This window comes from Neolewinella antarctica, from assembly GCF_011927835.1.
In the GTDB taxonomy this organism is placed as follows: Bacteria; Bacteroidota; Bacteroidia; order Chitinophagales; family Saprospiraceae; genus Neolewinella; species Neolewinella antarctica.
In genome coordinates this window covers 412,588-428,921 of record NZ_JAATJH010000004.1, presented here as the reverse complement: position 1 = coordinate 428,921, position 16,334 = coordinate 412,588, and the positions used below count along the sequence as shown (strand labels likewise).

The following is a 16,334-nucleotide window of genomic DNA, read 5'->3' as shown; positions in this document are numbered from 1 at the left end:
CCTACCACCTAAAGATGACTGAAGTTGTCCTAGTAACCGGAGCCTCCAGCGGCGTCGGAGAAGCCCTCGCCCCCCTCCTCGCCGCCCGTGGGTACCGCGTGTATGGCATGAGCCGCCGGGCCGTCGACCTGAAAGGCGTCATTAGTTTGCCGGCTGACGTTACGGATGCGCGGTCGCTGGTGCAAAGCGTGGACCGGATAATAGCGGAGACCGGACGGCTCGACGCCGTGCTTCATTGCGCCGGAATCGGTGGGGCCGGGCCGGTCGAGCAAATGCCGACCGAGCGGGCACGGCAGATCATGGAGACTAATTTCTGGGGCAGCTGGAATCTTTGTCAAGCGACAATCCCTCACCTCCGTAAATCCCCCCGGGGCCGGCTCGTTCTCGTCGGTAGCATTGCTGGGTTCATGGGTATTCCCTTCCGCAGTGCCTACTGCGCCAGCAAAGCCGCCCTGAAAACGATGACCGATAGCCTCCGTATGGAGCTCAAAGGCACCAACCTACAAGCTACCATGGTTGCCCCCGGAGACATCGCCACCAACTCCATCGCCACCCAGTACCGCCAACCCGCCGAAGACCTCGACCCCGTTTACCAAGCCCGCTACCGTAAAGCCGACGACGGCATGGCAGCTAACGTGAACCACGGGATGGACGCCGGCTACGTCGCCGAAGAAATCTACAAAATTATGAATAAGGACACGCTCGATCCTTACTATGTGGTGGGGGAGTTCTTACAGAGGGCGAGCACGGTGGCTAGCCGATGGTTGCCGGGGCGGGTTTGGGAGCGGGTGTTGGGGCGGTATTATTCTTGAGCGCGGTTATTAGGTTTAGCCTTCCCGGAAGAAAAGTCGTCGCACCCCGGGTACACAGTTATAAAAGTGAGGCATGAGCCACACAAAGGCGTCAGCGAAGTAGCCCCGTCACCACGATTTGGCGACGGGGCGGTTCCGTTTACTAATTTTTTGTCTTGGACAATCTTGGTTTGCGACTACCCCCCTTAATACGACAAGCTCATCAGCCTCGGACCTAGTTCTTCCGTGGGAAAGAGAAGGCCAAACAACACCTTGCGACCTTGGTCGTACAGCATGTATTCATTTTGGGGCAGCACGTCGATGGGCGCAGCTACACGCCTAACCGTGCCAGCAGCAAGGTCAAGAAATAGAAACTGATTCGTTATTTTCTTTCGTCCATCCTCACCGACAGCCTGAGTGGTTAAACTAGTAGACAGTAAAACTACGTCTCCCTCCCTTGCGAAAGTCCGTAAACGATCTCCCTTGGCCAGTGATACAAAACGTTCCGGACGACCATCCGCACCGACCAGTTCAGCCAAATAACCATAGATAGTCTCTTCCGTGACCAGACTGTATTGCTCACGATCCACCCGGGCGAGCGCGTGAAAACGGACCATTTGACCGGTACTACTTACCGTATTCCCGAGCGAGAAAAGTTCTAGCTTTTCCGGGTTAATGCCGGCCAACAACTCGCTGTTTTCCCTGAAGAGTGGTTCACTCAGTTCGAGGCCTTTCTCCGTGAGTCGAATGGTTTGTATCTGCCCGGTCGCCGCGTTGTAGTTCAGCATCTCCACGTCTCCACTCGGAAGGATGTCGGTAGCGATCGTGGTGTTAGAGCCTTCCGGAAGGTTAATATCGCTCTGGCTGATTATTTTGCCCGTATTAATGTCAATGACCAAAGCCCGACGCAGCGTACCGTCAACGTCCTCCATGTTCGCTTTGCCACCACCACGTAGAATGATCGCTACTTTATTCGTCAGGCGCAGATGTTGACTAAGTCGTTCACCACCCAAGTGAAAGAATTGAGCTACTTGAAGCGGTTCGTCAGATTCGTAGATGTCCGAACTCGTGACGTTGCCCGCTGCATCAATGGCCAGGGTCAGGAACTCCGTAAAGTGGCTATTTTTTTTGTCTGGTCTCTTCTTATATTTAATGGCGTTGAAAACCACCATGTTAGCCGTGCGAGGGTCGGCGGCTTGCGCCAGAGAACCCGAATATCCACTGATTACCTTAAAGCTATAGTCCTTGTCTTTGAAAAATTTCTTTGCCGGTCCTTTCAGGAAGGATGCTTTCATCTTATAATCAGACACCTCAATTGCTCCAGTACTCCACTTCTCCTCCGGCTTAAGTGTGTAAGTAGCACTGGTCAGGGCCTGAATGCCCCCACCCAGGCCTAGATTAACGTAGGTCGTCTTGTATTCATCGACGTGCGTGGTTTCCTTCTTGCTAATGGTGTCGTCAGCTAACGTGAACCACGCTGCCTTTTCCTGGATCCCGAGGCCAAATTCCGCTAACGCACCGTAGCCCTTTACCTCCCCGCGCTTCGCCAGCAACGTATTATCCGCCATCGTCAGGATGTCGATGGGGTTAGCATAAATATTAACTTTCTCACTGGCGCTCGGCGGGCTATACCACTGGAGGGTGGTTCCACCAGTAGGAGCGCCTGTTTCGTCAATCGGAATACTCCCCGTGGCGTACACGGTTTGAGGTTCTTTACCGCCCATTTTTAGCGGGCCATTTTCAGATTGAACACCCGCACCGAAGTGGGAAAAGGAGAAATTGAGGCTGGTGCTTTCCTTAGAAAGCCCATCGAATTGTAGGTTAACGATGCGGTAAGGCCCTTCGAGCGGCAACACTTCCCGAACCTCAATCGTCTGGGCGGGGAGGAGTAAGGGTAAAAATAGGTAACCGAGAAAGAGATAATATTTCATAGTGTTGGTTTGTCGCGCTTACTATCTCCTTCCGGGTAGACTAGAGCCTAGTTAGTAGGTCTAATGCAGTAATCTTGAAGACTGTGTTTTACGCGCATAATAGGGAAGGATGTAAAAGTACAACACATGGCTTCTTTCTAATTACCTGGTGCCGCGCCAGAGCTTCAGTTGGCGTGAGGCAAGGCATTGAGCGATAGGTGATTAACTTTCCACCGCATTACTTTTAGTATCCCGGGCACAGTCGCCTAAACTAAGTCGAGACCTAGAAACTGGAGGAGTGGAGTCTATCACATAACCCCCTTGCACCCGCGACCGCGCATAATAGTTGGGCGCGGTCGCGGGTGCCAAGTTATCGGACGGGCCACGTTTGCAACACAGGGTGAAAAATCTACTTCCCAACCGGATCCAACATCGCCGCCGTCATGGCCGCAACGTCTTCTAAATGATACCGAACGATACCGGGGCCGTAGCGCCGGGCTGAACCAGCCGCCAGCTTATTGATGGCCGTCAACTCCGCCCGCGCCAAAGTGCCAACGTCCGAATGCTTCTTCGCATCGTCCACTAGTAGTTTGCCCAGTCGTTCAACGTGGGCGCGTTGTAAATTTCTCCGGTAAGCATCCACCGGGGCGCGGCGGCTTACTTCGGACCAGATGCTCTTACGTAAGGCGTCCATCATTTCCGCGGCGGTGTAGGCGTCCCGGCCGTTGCGGGCTTCGTTGTCCACCATCCGCATGAGCCGATCGCTGCGTAGTAAGTTACCGAGCTGGCGGGATTGAAGGTCCCGAATGCGGGTTACGAAGCCGTCGGGGCCGACGTTGTTGGCTACCGCCTCGGGTAATAACCAGCCGGGGAACTGGAAGACGTTCTCGTTTAAGAATTCCAACGCCGCCTTTTGCTCGCCCCTATTCAGGAATGTGTAGGATTGTCCGGGCTCGTCAACCGTCCGCAGGTGCTCGTAAATACCGCCGATGTTACCGGTGACGTGGCCGGCGTAACGGGACCAGACGCTCAGCATTTCACCATATAGTTCGGATAAGTCGTCGTAGTTCTCGCCGTCCTTCGTCGTCCAGTCCGCCAGGTTGTTGGCGACGATCTCCAGGTTTTTCATGCCGTAGGTACTGGCCTTGATGGGGTCGTCACCGACGGATTCGGTCTGGCTACTGGGGTCGAACCGGCCGGAACCGCCGAAACGGTATACCGGGTCATCCGCCTTATTAGTGATCCACTTGTTGAGGGTGGACTTCTCTGCCGCGGCGCTTTCGGCACCGGGGATGACGCGATAGCCCCAGTTGATGGCGTAAGTATCGTAGGGGCCGAGCATGCGCACGAAACGAACGCCCTCGTCACCGGGCTGGGCGACGTAGTTGTAGCGGGTATAGTCCATAATGGTGGAGGCCAGTCCCCATTTCTGGGTGAAGGTGGCCGACCGCAAACTATCCGTGGGGTAAGCGTAGCTGGCCTTCATGTTGTGGGGTAGGCCCAGCGCGTGACCTACTTCGTGGCTGATCACCCGGCGCATCATTTCTCCGATTTCCTCTTCTGGGGTGTCGAGCGTGCGGGCGCTCGGGTTGGCGGCACCGGTCTCCAGTAGATAGCGGTTGCGGTAGGAACGCAAGTGATTGTGGTACCAGATGATGTCGGATTCGATGATTTCGCCGGAGCGGGGGTCGGACACACTCGGTCCGACGGCGTTACGGGTGGTAGAGGCGACGTAGCGGACGGTGGAATAGCGAGCGTCCTCGGCGCTCCAGTCGGGGTCTTCCTCCGGGGTCGGGGCGTCTTTGGCGACGATGGCGTTTTTAAAACCGGCGGCTTCGAAAGCGACTTGCCAGTCCTCGATACCCTGGCGAAAGTACTTACGGAATTTCTCCGGCGTGGCCGGGTCGAGGTAGTAGACAATTGGCTTTTTAGGCTCTACGAGTTCACCGCGGGCGTAGGCGGCGGCGTCGGTCGGCTCCATACGCCAGCGGCGGATGTACCGTTTTTCGTCTGCCTTGAGGGCTTCCGAGCTGAAGTCGACTTGCCGCACGGTGAACCAGCCCACGCGCTCGTCGTACTGGCGGGGCTGCATCGGAATTTCGGGCAGGCGGTAGAAGGACTGGCTCAGTTGCATGCTGATGGTACCGGTCCGGTTGCCGGCGGGAGGTTTACCCGCCGTATAGGTCATGTCGTGACGAACCTCCACGTTCTCCGGAAAGCTGGACATGCGGCTGATGAAGCTCCGGTCCTTGTCCAGGCTACGCACCTCGTATTCTTTGCGTAGCCGCTTGGAAATGCCGCTCAGCGCCGGCACGTCCGTCACGAAGAGGTCATTCACCTTGATGACCGCCGTCGTCGAGTCCTTACCGAACGCTTCGATCTTGAAACTGGCGATGACCGGCGCGTAGTTGTTGTCCTGCACCGAGAGGTTGATGGGCAGGGCTTCGTCGGCAACGTTGCTGTAGCTGACCGACCGCAGAAGCAGGTTGTTGTTGCTCCGTTCCCAGTGAATGACTTGCTCGTTGGTTTTCGAGCCGGCGTTTACGTAACCGCCGCCGAATTCGCTGGGGATCTTGGCGATGCGGCTGACGAGTAGCACATCCGTGTCCAGCTCGGAAAAGGGGATTTCGAAGTAATAATCATCGTCGACGCGGTGGACGGCGAACATGCCGGCCTGGGAAATGGCGTCTTTGGTGATGACCTTATCGTAGTCTTTGTAGGGCGGTTCTTTCTTGTCGGCTTTTTCGTCTTTTCCCGGTGGGATGGTGTCGGTAGTGGTACTAGTGACCTCCGCGGCGGTGGCGAGTGGTGACTTGGTCGACCCACAGGCGCCCAGCGTCAGGATGGCTAGGAAAAGAAGGAGCGAGATTACTTTCATCGGGTGAGGCTGATTTTTTGTTTGGGGTGGGTAAAATACGACGGCGCGGTAACAAGGTCACGTCGGTTTGACAATCTAACTTGGCACCAATTCCGGTTTGGCGAGAATAGTGACTGTTTTAATGCTTGTTATCGTTAGTCTTCTAGTAGTATCCAAGACCGATTTTTGCGCGGTCGCCCCGAATAAGTACGGGACTAGCTAACGCGTCGCAGGTGCAGGGTTTTAGTGAAAGAACCCTGCTACCGTATCGTATCGAGCTCAGTTTCCGTCCTACTAAACCTTGCACCCGCGACCGCGCCCCCGCGCTAATTCCGAACGCAACCCGCCCGTTCGCGTTACCCAACCAAATAGATCAAGCCAAATGACCACGACCCAGTACATCGACGCCAACCGCGACCGCTTTCTCGACGAACTTTTTACCCTCCTCCGCATCCCCAGCGTGAGCACGACCACCGAACACGACGACGACACGCACCAGTGCGCCGTCCACGTGCAGGAATACCTCGTCCGCGCCGGCCTGGATAAGGCGGCGCTCTACCCCACCGACGGCCACCCGATCGTCTACGCCGAAAAAATCATCGACGAAAAACTACCGACGATCCTCGTTTACGGCCACTACGACGTGCAGCCCGCCGACCCGCTCGATGAGTGGAATTCGGACCCCTTCGAACCCGTCATCAAAAAAACCGATCTCCACCCCGACGGCGCCATTTTCGGACGGGGCACGACGGACGATAAAGGACAAATGTTCCTCCACGTGAAGGCCGTCGAGGCAATGATCCAGACGGACAACTTGCCCTGCAACGTCAAATTCATGATTGAAGGCGAGGAAGAAATTGGCAGCGCGCACCTGGAGCCGTTCATCCGCAAGCACAAGGAAATGCTAAAATCGGACGTCATTTTGGTCTCCGATACGAGTTTGCTGAGCAAAAAAGTACCGAGCATCACCGTCGGCCTCCGTGGACTGGCCTACATGGACGTCAGCGTCCAGACCGCCCGCGCCGACATGCATTCCGGCCTATTCGGCGGTGCCGTCGCCAACCCCATCAACACCCTGGCCAAGATGATCGCCAGCCTGAAGGACGACGACAACAAGATCACCATCCCCGGCTTCTACGACGACGTCCACTTCCCCTCCGACCGCGACCGGAAGATGATGCGCAACGCGCCGTTCGATGAGCAGGAATACATGGATAGCCCCGGTGTTTACGGCCTCGAAGGCCGCGAGGGTTTTCACACTTATGAGCGCACCGGCATCCTCCCGACGCTGGATTGCAACGGCATCTGGGGTGGCTTCATGGGGGAAGGTTCCAAGACGATCATCCCGGCCAAGGCCAGCGCGAAGATCAGTATGCGGCTAGTGAGTACGCAGGATTGGCACAAAATTGCTGACCAGTTTACGGAGCATTTCAAGTCACTTGCGCCGGAGTACGCAAAGGTGACCGTCACGGCCCACCACGGCGGTAATCCTTACGTCACGCCGACCGACACGGTAGAATACCGCGCGGCGGCGGCGGCCATGAAAGATTCCTTTGGTGTGGAGCCGGTACCGATGTATGAAGGTGGTTCGATTCCGATCATTGCCAAGTTCAAGGAGATTTTGGAGGTCGAGACGATCCTGATGGGCTTCGGCTTCGATACGGACGGGCTGCACTCTCCTAATGAGCACTTTGGGCTTTGGAATTTTTATAAGGGGATTGAGACGGTGCCTGGGTTTTACAAGCATTACGTGGCGATGAAGCAGGCTTAGTGTTTGTTTCCGGAAGAAGAAGAGAAGAGAGAATAGGAGGAGGAAAGAAAAGTAGCCGTACGGCCTTCTTTTCTCCTCTTTTTACGTCTTTGATCTTTTTCGGTGCACGAAGTACTGGTCAGCCAAGGTGCCGGAGCTATATACTACTCCCGCCGAACCCCACCCAGATCAATGTACCGCTTCTGAATCAGCTCATCCACCGTAGCCTTCCGCACGTTCAGCACGGCCCCGGAGAAGAAGAGTGACTTACCAGCTAACGCATGATTACCATCCAGCGTAACTTCTGCATCGTCCCACTTCAAGATTTTGGCATTAACGGCCTTACCTTCCGTATCGGTCAGCGTAACAAATTGTCCCTCGACCAACAGGCCTGGCTCGATCTGTTCGCGCTCGTTCTTAAACAAGTCGAGCGGCATCTTGATTACCTGCGCTTTTTCGGGGACACCATAGGCATCCTGTGGCGCAAGTTGGAAGGTGAACCCCATCCCGGACTTGAGTCCATAAATACGCCGTTCCCAAGCCGGTAGCATTTTACCGATGCCGAACATGAAAACGAAGGGGTAATTTGCGTCCATACGCTCCAGCAAGGGGCCGGTGGGGCCGCCGTCGCGGACTTCGTAAGTTAGGGTTACGATGGTGTGGTCGTCGATGGTTAGTGGGGTCTGCATGTTACTTGGCCTTTTCGGCTTTTCTGCGAAAGTAGTAATTGAGTACGAGGGTTGTAGCTAGCGTAAATTATACTACGCCCGTGTACCTCGGACATTCCGGAATATATTCTAATTAGAACGCCACAAAGAGAAGCAGTAATAAGGGGCCGATGGCACTATTGATGGTTCTCGGCATAGCATCCGTGTTGTAAGTAGTCACGGTAAAGTAGGTTTAGGTGGACCGGGCCGAATATAGCTTTTAGTACCGCCGGCTGATCAGCGGGTCCGCCGCCCCCGGCCCGGCGTTCGTTTTGCGCATTTCGTCCAGCCGGTCGCGACATGCTTCGCAGGTAGCGAGGTGCTCGGTGGCACGGCGGAAGGCTTTTGATTCGGTGCGTTTGAGCTCACCGTTCCAAAACCGGACGAGGGTTTTGTCCGGCACGTGGGCAAAAGAGCCGACGACTTCCTTGCCGATGTAGTAAACGATGGCGGCCACGACCGCCCCGACGAGATACGTTGTAGTCATGTGGGAATTGGTTTCGGGGTTTTCTAACGTAAAGGGGCGAAGGTAGTTGAGTGTCACTAATTAGGGCAATAAATGAAACATCTGCTGGCAGTGCGTTAATACGGCGCGGGCGCAGGCTGGCCACCAGCTAGTCCCGTACTTTGTCGGGATGCCAGATTTTAGGGGCAAAGCAGGGGCAGTCTCCCACCGGCTGAGTTGTCCGCCCCGGCCCGTCGGTCTACCTTTGTGGCTACCGTCGTTCTCCACCCAGAAAAGCTTTTTCCCCATGACCGCCAAGATCGGCCTTAAAGACGTCCGTATCCACGCCCCCCACGGCTACTTCGAGGAGGAGCACCTGATGGGTAATGAATTCAGCATCGACGTGGAAGTCGACGCCCAGATCGGTGGTGCGGCCAGCGAGGACGACCTTGGCCAGACGGTCAACTACGCCACCATCCACTACCTCCTCAAGGTGGAGATGAAGCGCCCCACCCAACTGCTCGAAGCCCTCGCCTACCGCATGGCCGCGCGGATCGCCGACCAGTTCGATAACGTGTCCAACGTAAAGATCCGGTTGCACAAACTCAACCCACCCCTCGGGGGGAAAGTAGCTTCTTCCTGGGTGGAGGTAAGCGTCGCTGCGTCCGGTGGCAGCGGCGGCGGCCGGGGCGGTTACGATGACTACGGCAGCAGCTACGCCGGGGGAAGGACCTTTGAAGATTACGTGCCTCACTTCGACGTCGACGGCCCCTTCGCCGGCCCGGGCGGCGGGGGTGGTGGAATGACGGGCGCGCCCAGCCGCCCCCGACCGGTGACACCACAAATTTCGCCGCCAACCGCCGCACCACCGCCACCACTCGTTTTTGACGAAGCTGCTTTCGAGCTAGCCGGCGACGGGGACGAAGAATTCTACGACGGGGCGGGAGAGGAAGAAATGATGGACGACGGCGATTTTGATATGGGTGATTTCGAACTGCCGGAGGGTTTCGACCCGGGGGATTTGGAAGGGTTTGATTTTGATGGGTTTGACTTTGAAAAGGAGTAGGCGGTAGAAAGAAAGGCGGTAGGCGGTAGATTCCGGGAGTCTATCGCCTACCGCCTAATTCTGCCTACCGCCTACCAACCTACCGCCTGAAAAACCCTGCATCCCGACAAAGTACGGGACTAGCTGGTGGCCAGCCCGCGACCGCGCCCACCACTTTAAATAAAACTTATCAATACAACATCCCCGCGTCCGAAGGGCTTCTAGGAAACAAACCAACGCGCCATGTTCCGTAAGCTCCTACTCTTCAGCCTCCCCTTCCTGTTCTTCGGCTGCACCTCTCAGCAGATTAACCAAACGCTAAATACCGTCCTGAGTGGCGGGCTAAGTTCCGACGACATTGGGAGCGGCCTGAAGGAAGCACTCCGCAACGGTGTTCAGCGCGGCGCTTCCGAACTGAGTGCGGAAGGTGGCTACTTCGACGACCTCGCGTACCGGATTTTGTTACCCGACGAGGTTCGCCAAGTAACCGATAAGCTTCAGGGCATCCCGGGCTTTAGTAACCTGGAAGACGTCATCATCAAGAAGATCAACCAGGGCGCGGAGGACGCGGCGAGTAAGGCTGGTCCGATTTTCGTCGACGCCATCCGCCAAATGACGATTCAGGATGCCATGTCCATTCTCAAGGGGGATGACAACGCGGCGACCTCCTTTTTGCAGCGGGCGACTTACAAATCACTCTTCAACGAATTCGAGCCGGTCATCAATACCAGCCTCGATAAGTACGACGCCAACAAAGTCTGGCTCGACGCGGCAACAGCCTACAACAACTTCCCCCTGACCCGCCAGGAGGTCAACACCAACCTCGGTGATTACGTGACGGAACGCGCGCTGGAAGGCCTGTTCAAAAAAGTCGCGCTGGAAGAGATCAACATCCGCCAAAACATCGGTGCGCGCACGAGTGATCTGCTCCGCCGCGTTTTTGCCCTGCAGGACCCGGGCGCGAAGTAATTTTACCGTTGCGTCGAACCATCCGACGCCACAACTTGCTTTATAAGTTAGCGGGAGCGGTCCATAAATAAACGTCCGTTCTCTTTGACCTATAGACAAATAATAAGCGCATCATGAGACTAGACGGTAGGGAGAGCAGCAGAAATATCGACGACCGCCGCGGCCGCCGTGGCGGAGGAATGAGCACCGGCAAAAAAACTGCCGGTGGCCTCGGGATCGGCGGTATCCTGATCGCCCTCGTAGTGATGTTCCTCGGTGGTGACCCGGGTGAGTTTCTGGGCGTCAGCAATAACGGCGGTGGCCTTTCCGCCCCCGCACCTTCCGGCCCCAGCACGGGCGGCTTAGTGGACGACAGCGACCCGAACGCCAAGATTGTCGGTATCACCCTCCGCGAGACGGAAAAGGTGTGGAGCCAGATTTTCCCGCAGGAGTACAACAAACGCTACGTGGAGCCGACTTTGGTGTTGTTCACCGGTCAGGATCGCTCCGCCTGTGGTTTTGCCAGCGCGGCCACCGGCCCCTTCTACTGCCCGGCCGATCAGCAGGTGTACATCGACTTGTCATTCGCCGACCAACTTCGCCAGCGTTTCCGTGCACCCGGCGACTTTGCGCTGGCGTACGTCGTGGCCCACGAAGTCGGTCACCACATTCAAAACCAGCTCGGCTACAGCCAGCAGGTTAGCCAGGCCCGGCGGCGGGCGAGCGAAACAGACGCAAACGCCATGTCCGTTCGCCTGGAGTTACAGGCCGACTACCTCGCCGGTGTTTGGGCGCACCACGCCAACAAACAGTCTCAGTTACTCAGCGAAGGTGACATTCAGGAAGCCATCACGGCCGCTTCGGCAATCGGCGACGATAACATTCAGAAGCAGAGCCAGGGCTACGTCGTGCCGGACAGCTTTACGCACGGCACGTCCGAGCAACGCGTCAAATCGTTTTACGCCGGTTACGAAAGTGGCGATGGTTCCAAAGTGGCGCTGGATTACTTTTTTGGCCGGAACTTTGCGCTGTAAGCACACAGTATTTTTCCTGCCACAAAAGCACGGAAACACAAAGTGTACAATTCCCGCGTCTTGTGTTTCCGTGCTTTTGTGGCTAAAGACTTTTCCACTCCGTCCGCATGACGGCCAGCAACTCTTCGCCCCGATAAAACCCGTGGTCGCGCCCCGAACCCTCCCCGCCCACCGTGGCGCGGAGGGTTTCGCCGTAGCGGGCCTCCGCCCGAAAAGAAATATCGATCAGGGTGGGCTGGTTTTCGTCCAGGAAAGCTTTGCCGAGGGGTTCGAGCATTAGTTCCGGGAAAACGGGGTTCGTGAGGTGATCGTTGAAGTCGAGCATACCGTAGCGGACTTCGGTGGTGATTTCGTTAGTGATTTCCTCGGGCGGAAGCAGCTTCGATTTTGCGCGGTCCAGGTGCGCGGTCGCGGGTGCCAGGTCTTTTTCCAACGCAGCTACGTGTGGAGGGATGTTCCGGATGCGACGGGCGGCGAGGTCCATTAATAACCATTCTGACGTAGCGGAGATAATGGGTTGGTCGTTTGCGTCGAGGAGGTGAAAATCCCGGTAGGTTAGCAAGCCCCGGTAGAACCCGGTTGGTGCCGTCAGGATGGCAACCTCTTCACTCATTTTCGGCCAGCGGTGGCAAGTAATTCGCTGGCGCCGCACGACCCAGGTAAGTCCGTGGGAGGCCATCAATTCGGGAGAACTGACCTTGAGCGTCAGGGTATTGAGCATGGCCGCCTCCTGAAAAAGCCGGACTAGATACGGCACAGTGAGCAGGCCCGTCGGGCCGGTCGCGTAGGCGGGGATGATGGTTTTTATGTATTCGTGGAGGGGAGATTGGCGCAGCAAACTTATCTTTGTTTTAAATTTCACTCAAAAAATACAATTCGTGGGTTATCAGCCAGGTTCGTCCGCCCGCAAGCGGCCCGTGTTTATTGCTAATTTTCGTTCGTCGACTCGCACGCTATCCGGGGGTGACGATTTGGGCATTAATGATGCCGACGTTTATGACCTGGACGCACGGCCGGAGGACGGGGCGCCGGCAGCCGGAAAACTACGAATCGTTAGGAATGGCCTAAGGTACAACTTCCCCCCCGCCGGACCGGTGGCCGAGGGGGGCACGTCGGACGGCTATTGCTACCGCATCACCTTTGCTGCCGGAAAAACGGAACAGACGTACGCCCTGATTGTCGCCTACCTCACCGAGCAGGGCTACGGCAACGTACCGATCCCCGTCGACGTCACTGAACTAAAGCAATTTCGCCTCCCCCCCAAAATGCGGCACCAACTTTCCCTATTCGGGGCGGATGGTTACGTACACAACCCCGTCAAGATTCTCTTCCCTACCCCGGCAAGTCGGGGGGCCTTGATTCTCGAACTTTACGACGAGCGAGCCGAGCGACATTTGCTTAAATTCCACCGTCGGTAGCCTTCTTTTGTGCCTTAAAGTAAAAATCTTGGCCTTAAATCAATATTAGTTGGCTCAGCATGGGGTTCCGTATGCCCATAAACCCCTACAATTGCACTCGAGTATCGAAAGTAAGCGAACAATGCCACGCTTACTACGATATAAACAATTGCTAATCGGTGAGATTCCGACACACTCTAAACCAAAATTTTCGTTCAAACCTAGCGCATATGTTTAAGCACTTACTACTTGCTATTGCTATGCTGGCCTGCTTCTCTCTCTCAGCCCAGAACAGCAACCCTTACCCGTGGGAATTCGGTATTAAACTCGGAACCGCCTCCATGGGGGGTGACTTAATCGACCAAGACGTACCCGTCTTCACTCAGCCAAGTTTCGGTGGAGCCGTCCACCTTCGTCGCCGCCTCGGCAATATTCTTGCGCTAAAACTTCACTTAGTTTACGCTAGCCTGGAAGGAGACGAGACGGAAGGTGATAATTCCAACCGCGGATTTACCTCCAACACCAGTGTATTTGAGCCAGGCTTGATGCTTGAGTTGGAACCCTTTGCCTCCAAGCGTTTTGGCGACGACGGTACCTTCAAGAGAATTCTCTCTCCCTACATTGGCGCGGGTATTGCCTACGGTATTTGGGGCGACGTAGATAATAACTTTAATGGCCGTGACAACCAGCCACTCGTTATGCAAGACATTCGAGATGATGAGGACGAAACCGGTGGATTAGTCTTCCCAGTCGGAGCGGGTGTCAAGTTCTACATCTCGGAAAGGTCCTCCATTGGCCTTGACGTGAATTACCGTATTACTAGTTCCGATCTTATCGACGGCGTGAGTGCTTCTGGCGACCCAACCGATGATGACACGTACGTACTCACTGGCCTAACCTTCTCTACCGGCTTCGGTAAGAAGGACACCGATAAAGACGGAATCGCCGATGATGACGATCTCTGCCCCACCGAACCTGGCCCCGCGTCCACCATGGGTTGCCCCGATACGGATGGTGACGGTATTGCGGACAAAGATGATCGTTGCCCCGACGTAGCCGGACTAGCGGCGCTGAAAGGTTGCCCCGATGGCGACGGTGATGGTGTTGCTGATATTGACGACGACTGCCCGACTGAAGTTGGCTTAGCCGCCCTCAACGGCTGCCCCGACGGTGACGGTGACGGTGTTGCTGACAAAGATGACGAATGCCCCGATGAAGCTGGTTTGGCCGCCCTTAACGGTTGCCCCGACGGTGATGGTGACGGTATCGCTGACAAAGACGATGACTGCCCCGCAGAAGCCGGCCCCCGCAGCACTAATGGTTGCCCCGACCGCGACGGTGACGGCATCGCCGACAAAGACGATGAATGCCCTGACGAAGCCGGTACCGCCGCCCGCAATGGTTGCCCCGAGCCAAGTGCTCGCCCCGAAAACCTGAACGAGCGCCTGACGCGCTATAATCAGTTACTCGACGGCCAGGACTTCCAGCACATCCGCGTTAATTCGATTACGGGTACAATCGAGATAGACCGCCTTTACTTCTCCACCGATCAGTCTAACCTCAACCGCCCTGACCGTGTAATCATCGAGGAGCTCGATCGTTTCCTCGCACTACCCGGCGCTAGCGACTTCAACATTCGCTTCGAAGGCCACGCTGACCGCCGTGCATCCGATGAGTATAACCAGGGCCTCTCCGAGCGTCGTGCAGGTTCCGCACAGAACTACGCTCAGGACAAAGGTGCTTCCGCCAGTAGCCTCAGCATGATCGGCTTCGGTGAAAACCGCCCCGTTGGGGAGTCACTCCGGGAAAACCGGGTCGTCATCCCAGTAGCTTTCGAGCCAACACGAATGATGCAGAACAACTAAGCACTAGCTTAGCCTTAAGGTCTTAAAGGGCTGCTTCCTCGGTAACGGGGGGGCAGCCCTTTTTCATTGTGGGGGATGTACGAGTTTTGATTGAAGCACCCAGTTAGGCTTTTTGGCGCGGTCGTGGATGCCGGGTGTATAGGACAGGCACGGGTGCGGCGTGTAAGCGCAACCACACACCTCTGCTTTTTGGTGATCAAAGGGGGCAGCCACCCGAAATCGAATCACCGCCACGGTGGCTAAATTTCCGAATAACGGCGGTGCGGGCAAATACCCTTCTCCTTTCTTGGAAATACCGCTATTTTATACGCACTTTTGTAATCCTGCGTAAGTCGTGTTTCGGTACCGCAGATAATTGGCTTTTTCTACACGCGCAAATTTTCCGAGTCGGCTCACTTGTATGGGTTAGTTCGGTTTTCTGTATTCCTGGCACGCCACTCAATATTTTGGTGGTTCTTGCGCCGGGGGTTCTTCTGTGTGGATGGTTGGTATGTTTTTATTATTCACTTAGAAGAAAAGCAAGCACTTAGAGGTATGTCAGAATACAAAATCATTATCGCGGGCCAGCTCGAGTTTGGAAACCAACGCGTTTATACGCAAGTCTACGAGCAGTACCTGCACCGCATGGAACATTACTACAAAGATGATATTCTGTTGAAGCCAGAGGGGTACTTCAAGGAAGAAGAGCTCTCGCTCGTTGTTCCACGCACCGTCCTGACCGGTTCGGAGCGTCACTGGATGAATACCCTTAATCTCCTGCAGCGAGTGGTGGACTTCAGCATCGCCGGCAGCCTCAACTTGTGGCGCCTCGATGCTGGCAAAATGATCGACCACCACCTCCTCGAACCCAAAAGCGAACGCACGACCGTCCAGATCTTTAATAAAGGTCGCGAGTTGATCGAGCAGTCCGACCAGGAGTCAAAGGCAAGCGAATTAATGACCAAAGTCGTTAAGCGTTTTGCCCGCCACAGCCAGGCCTACGAGCGACGTGGGTTCATCAATTTGAAGTTAGGTAATATTGACGACGCACTTTACGACTATAACAAGAGCCTGAGCATCAACCCCGCCATGCCGGAAGCACATTACGGCCGGGGCATTATTTATAGCCGCCGCGAAAGTTGGGAAGAAGCCGCTACGGACTACGAAGCGGTCACCAAGAACACCATCCCTTACCAGCCCCTTTACTGGATGGCCCAGGTCGCCCTCGGTGACGCCTACCTGGAACTAGGCCGCCCGAACGACGCCCTACGGGTCTACAATATGTTCTTCAAGCGCAAGCAGCGTCTTTCCACGCTTGATCGCTATACCCGCCGGGTAAATTTTGAATACGCGAAGCTTTTGGCGAACGCCAAACGCTTCGACGAGGCTTATGGAGGTTTTAAACAAGCGCTGGAGGCGCAGGAAGACCCCAAAGCACCAACGACTGAGGAGATTCACTTCCACTACGGAAAGGCCCTGGAGGAAGGGGGAAAGAAAACGGAGGCCGCCAAGCAATTCAAACTCGCCGGAAAGGATTTTCCCCAGGCGGTGGAAACAACTAAAGCTCTCGAGCTTAGCGCCTAAGTTTCACCGCCAGCATTACCCG

Annotated in this window: 13 protein-coding genes; 8 read left to right on the top strand and 5 right to left on the bottom strand. The window is 55.7% G+C overall.

Going from position 1 to position 16,334, the window contains the following annotated elements:
• The first annotated feature begins 14 nt into the window (after positions 1–14).
• The gene (locus tag GGR27_RS13980; RefSeq protein ID WP_168038344.1) at positions 15–812 is read left to right on the top strand and encodes an SDR family oxidoreductase; all 798 of its coding nucleotides are present in this window, start codon (positions 15–17) and stop codon (positions 810–812) included.
• A 185-nt stretch (positions 813–997) separates the two neighbouring features.
• Here GGR27_RS13980 and GGR27_RS13975 read toward each other — a convergent pair whose 3' ends face one another.
• Positions 998–2,722, bottom strand: a complete 1,725-nt coding sequence (locus GGR27_RS13975) for a hypothetical protein (RefSeq protein WP_168038342.1) — start codon at positions 2,720–2,722, stop codon at positions 998–1,000.
• A 388-nt stretch (positions 2,723–3,110) separates the two neighbouring features.
• Entirely contained in the window at positions 3,111–5,579 is a 2,469-nt protein-coding gene (locus GGR27_RS13970) for a zinc-dependent metalloprotease (protein WP_168038340.1), read from the bottom strand.
• Between the two features lie 361 nt (positions 5,580–5,940).
• Here GGR27_RS13970 and GGR27_RS13965 point away from each other — a divergent pair, with 361 nt between their 5' ends.
• Positions 5,941–7,329: a dipeptidase gene (locus GGR27_RS13965; protein ID WP_168038338.1), complete on the top strand. Its 1,389-nt coding sequence runs from the start codon at positions 5,941–5,943 to the stop codon at positions 7,327–7,329.
• A gap of 143 nt (positions 7,330–7,472) precedes the next feature.
• Here the strand turns inward: GGR27_RS13965 and GGR27_RS13960 are convergent, their stop codons facing one another.
• On the bottom strand, positions 7,473–7,997 hold the full coding sequence (locus tag GGR27_RS13960; protein WP_168038336.1) for an FKBP-type peptidyl-prolyl cis-trans isomerase: 525 nt from the start codon (positions 7,995–7,997) through the stop codon (positions 7,473–7,475).
• Between the two features lie 238 nt (positions 7,998–8,235).
• The gene (locus tag GGR27_RS13955) at positions 8,236–8,502 is read right to left on the bottom strand and encodes an anti-sigma factor (RefSeq protein WP_168038334.1); all 267 of its coding nucleotides are present in this window, start codon (positions 8,500–8,502) and stop codon (positions 8,236–8,238) included.
• 265 nt (positions 8,503–8,767) lie between these two features.
• Here GGR27_RS13955 and folB point away from each other — a divergent pair, with 265 nt between their 5' ends.
• From folB to ypfJ, 3 genes are all read left to right on the top strand, one after another.
• Complete coding sequence (gene folB, locus GGR27_RS13950; RefSeq protein WP_168038332.1) at positions 8,768–9,526, top strand: dihydroneopterin aldolase; 759 nt, start codon at positions 8,768–8,770, stop codon at positions 9,524–9,526.
• Between the two features lie 222 nt (positions 9,527–9,748).
• On the top strand, positions 9,749–10,474 hold the full coding sequence (locus tag GGR27_RS13945) for a DUF4197 domain-containing protein (protein ID WP_168038330.1): 726 nt from the start codon (positions 9,749–9,751) through the stop codon (positions 10,472–10,474).
• Positions 10,475–10,587: 113 nt separating this feature from the next.
• Positions 10,588–11,487, top strand: coding sequence for a KPN_02809 family neutral zinc metallopeptidase (gene ypfJ, locus GGR27_RS13940; RefSeq protein WP_168038328.1), 900 nt, complete (start codon positions 10,588–10,590; stop codon positions 11,485–11,487).
• A gap of 82 nt (positions 11,488–11,569) precedes the next feature.
• Here ypfJ and GGR27_RS13935 read toward each other — a convergent pair whose 3' ends face one another.
• Entirely contained in the window at positions 11,570–12,325 is a 756-nt protein-coding gene (locus GGR27_RS13935; RefSeq protein WP_168038326.1) for an acyl-[acyl-carrier-protein] thioesterase, read from the bottom strand.
• 40 nt (positions 12,326–12,365) lie between these two features.
• Between GGR27_RS13935 and GGR27_RS13930 the strand changes: the two genes are divergently transcribed.
• The 3 genes from GGR27_RS13930 (at position 12,366) to GGR27_RS13920 (ending at position 16,312) form a co-directional block, all read left to right on the top strand.
• Complete coding sequence (locus GGR27_RS13930) at positions 12,366–12,905, top strand: hypothetical protein (RefSeq protein WP_168038324.1); 540 nt, start codon at positions 12,366–12,368, stop codon at positions 12,903–12,905.
• 209 nt (positions 12,906–13,114) lie between these two features.
• Entirely contained in the window at positions 13,115–14,749 is a 1,635-nt protein-coding gene (locus GGR27_RS13925; protein ID WP_168038322.1) for a DUF6089 family protein, read from the top strand.
• A gap of 534 nt (positions 14,750–15,283) precedes the next feature.
• Positions 15,284–16,312 carry a tetratricopeptide repeat protein gene (locus tag GGR27_RS13920; RefSeq protein ID WP_168038320.1) on the top strand — a complete coding sequence of 343 codons (1,029 nt, stop codon included), beginning with the start codon at positions 15,284–15,286 and terminating at the stop codon, positions 16,310–16,312.
• The last annotated feature ends 22 nt before the right edge of the window (positions 16,313–16,334 follow it).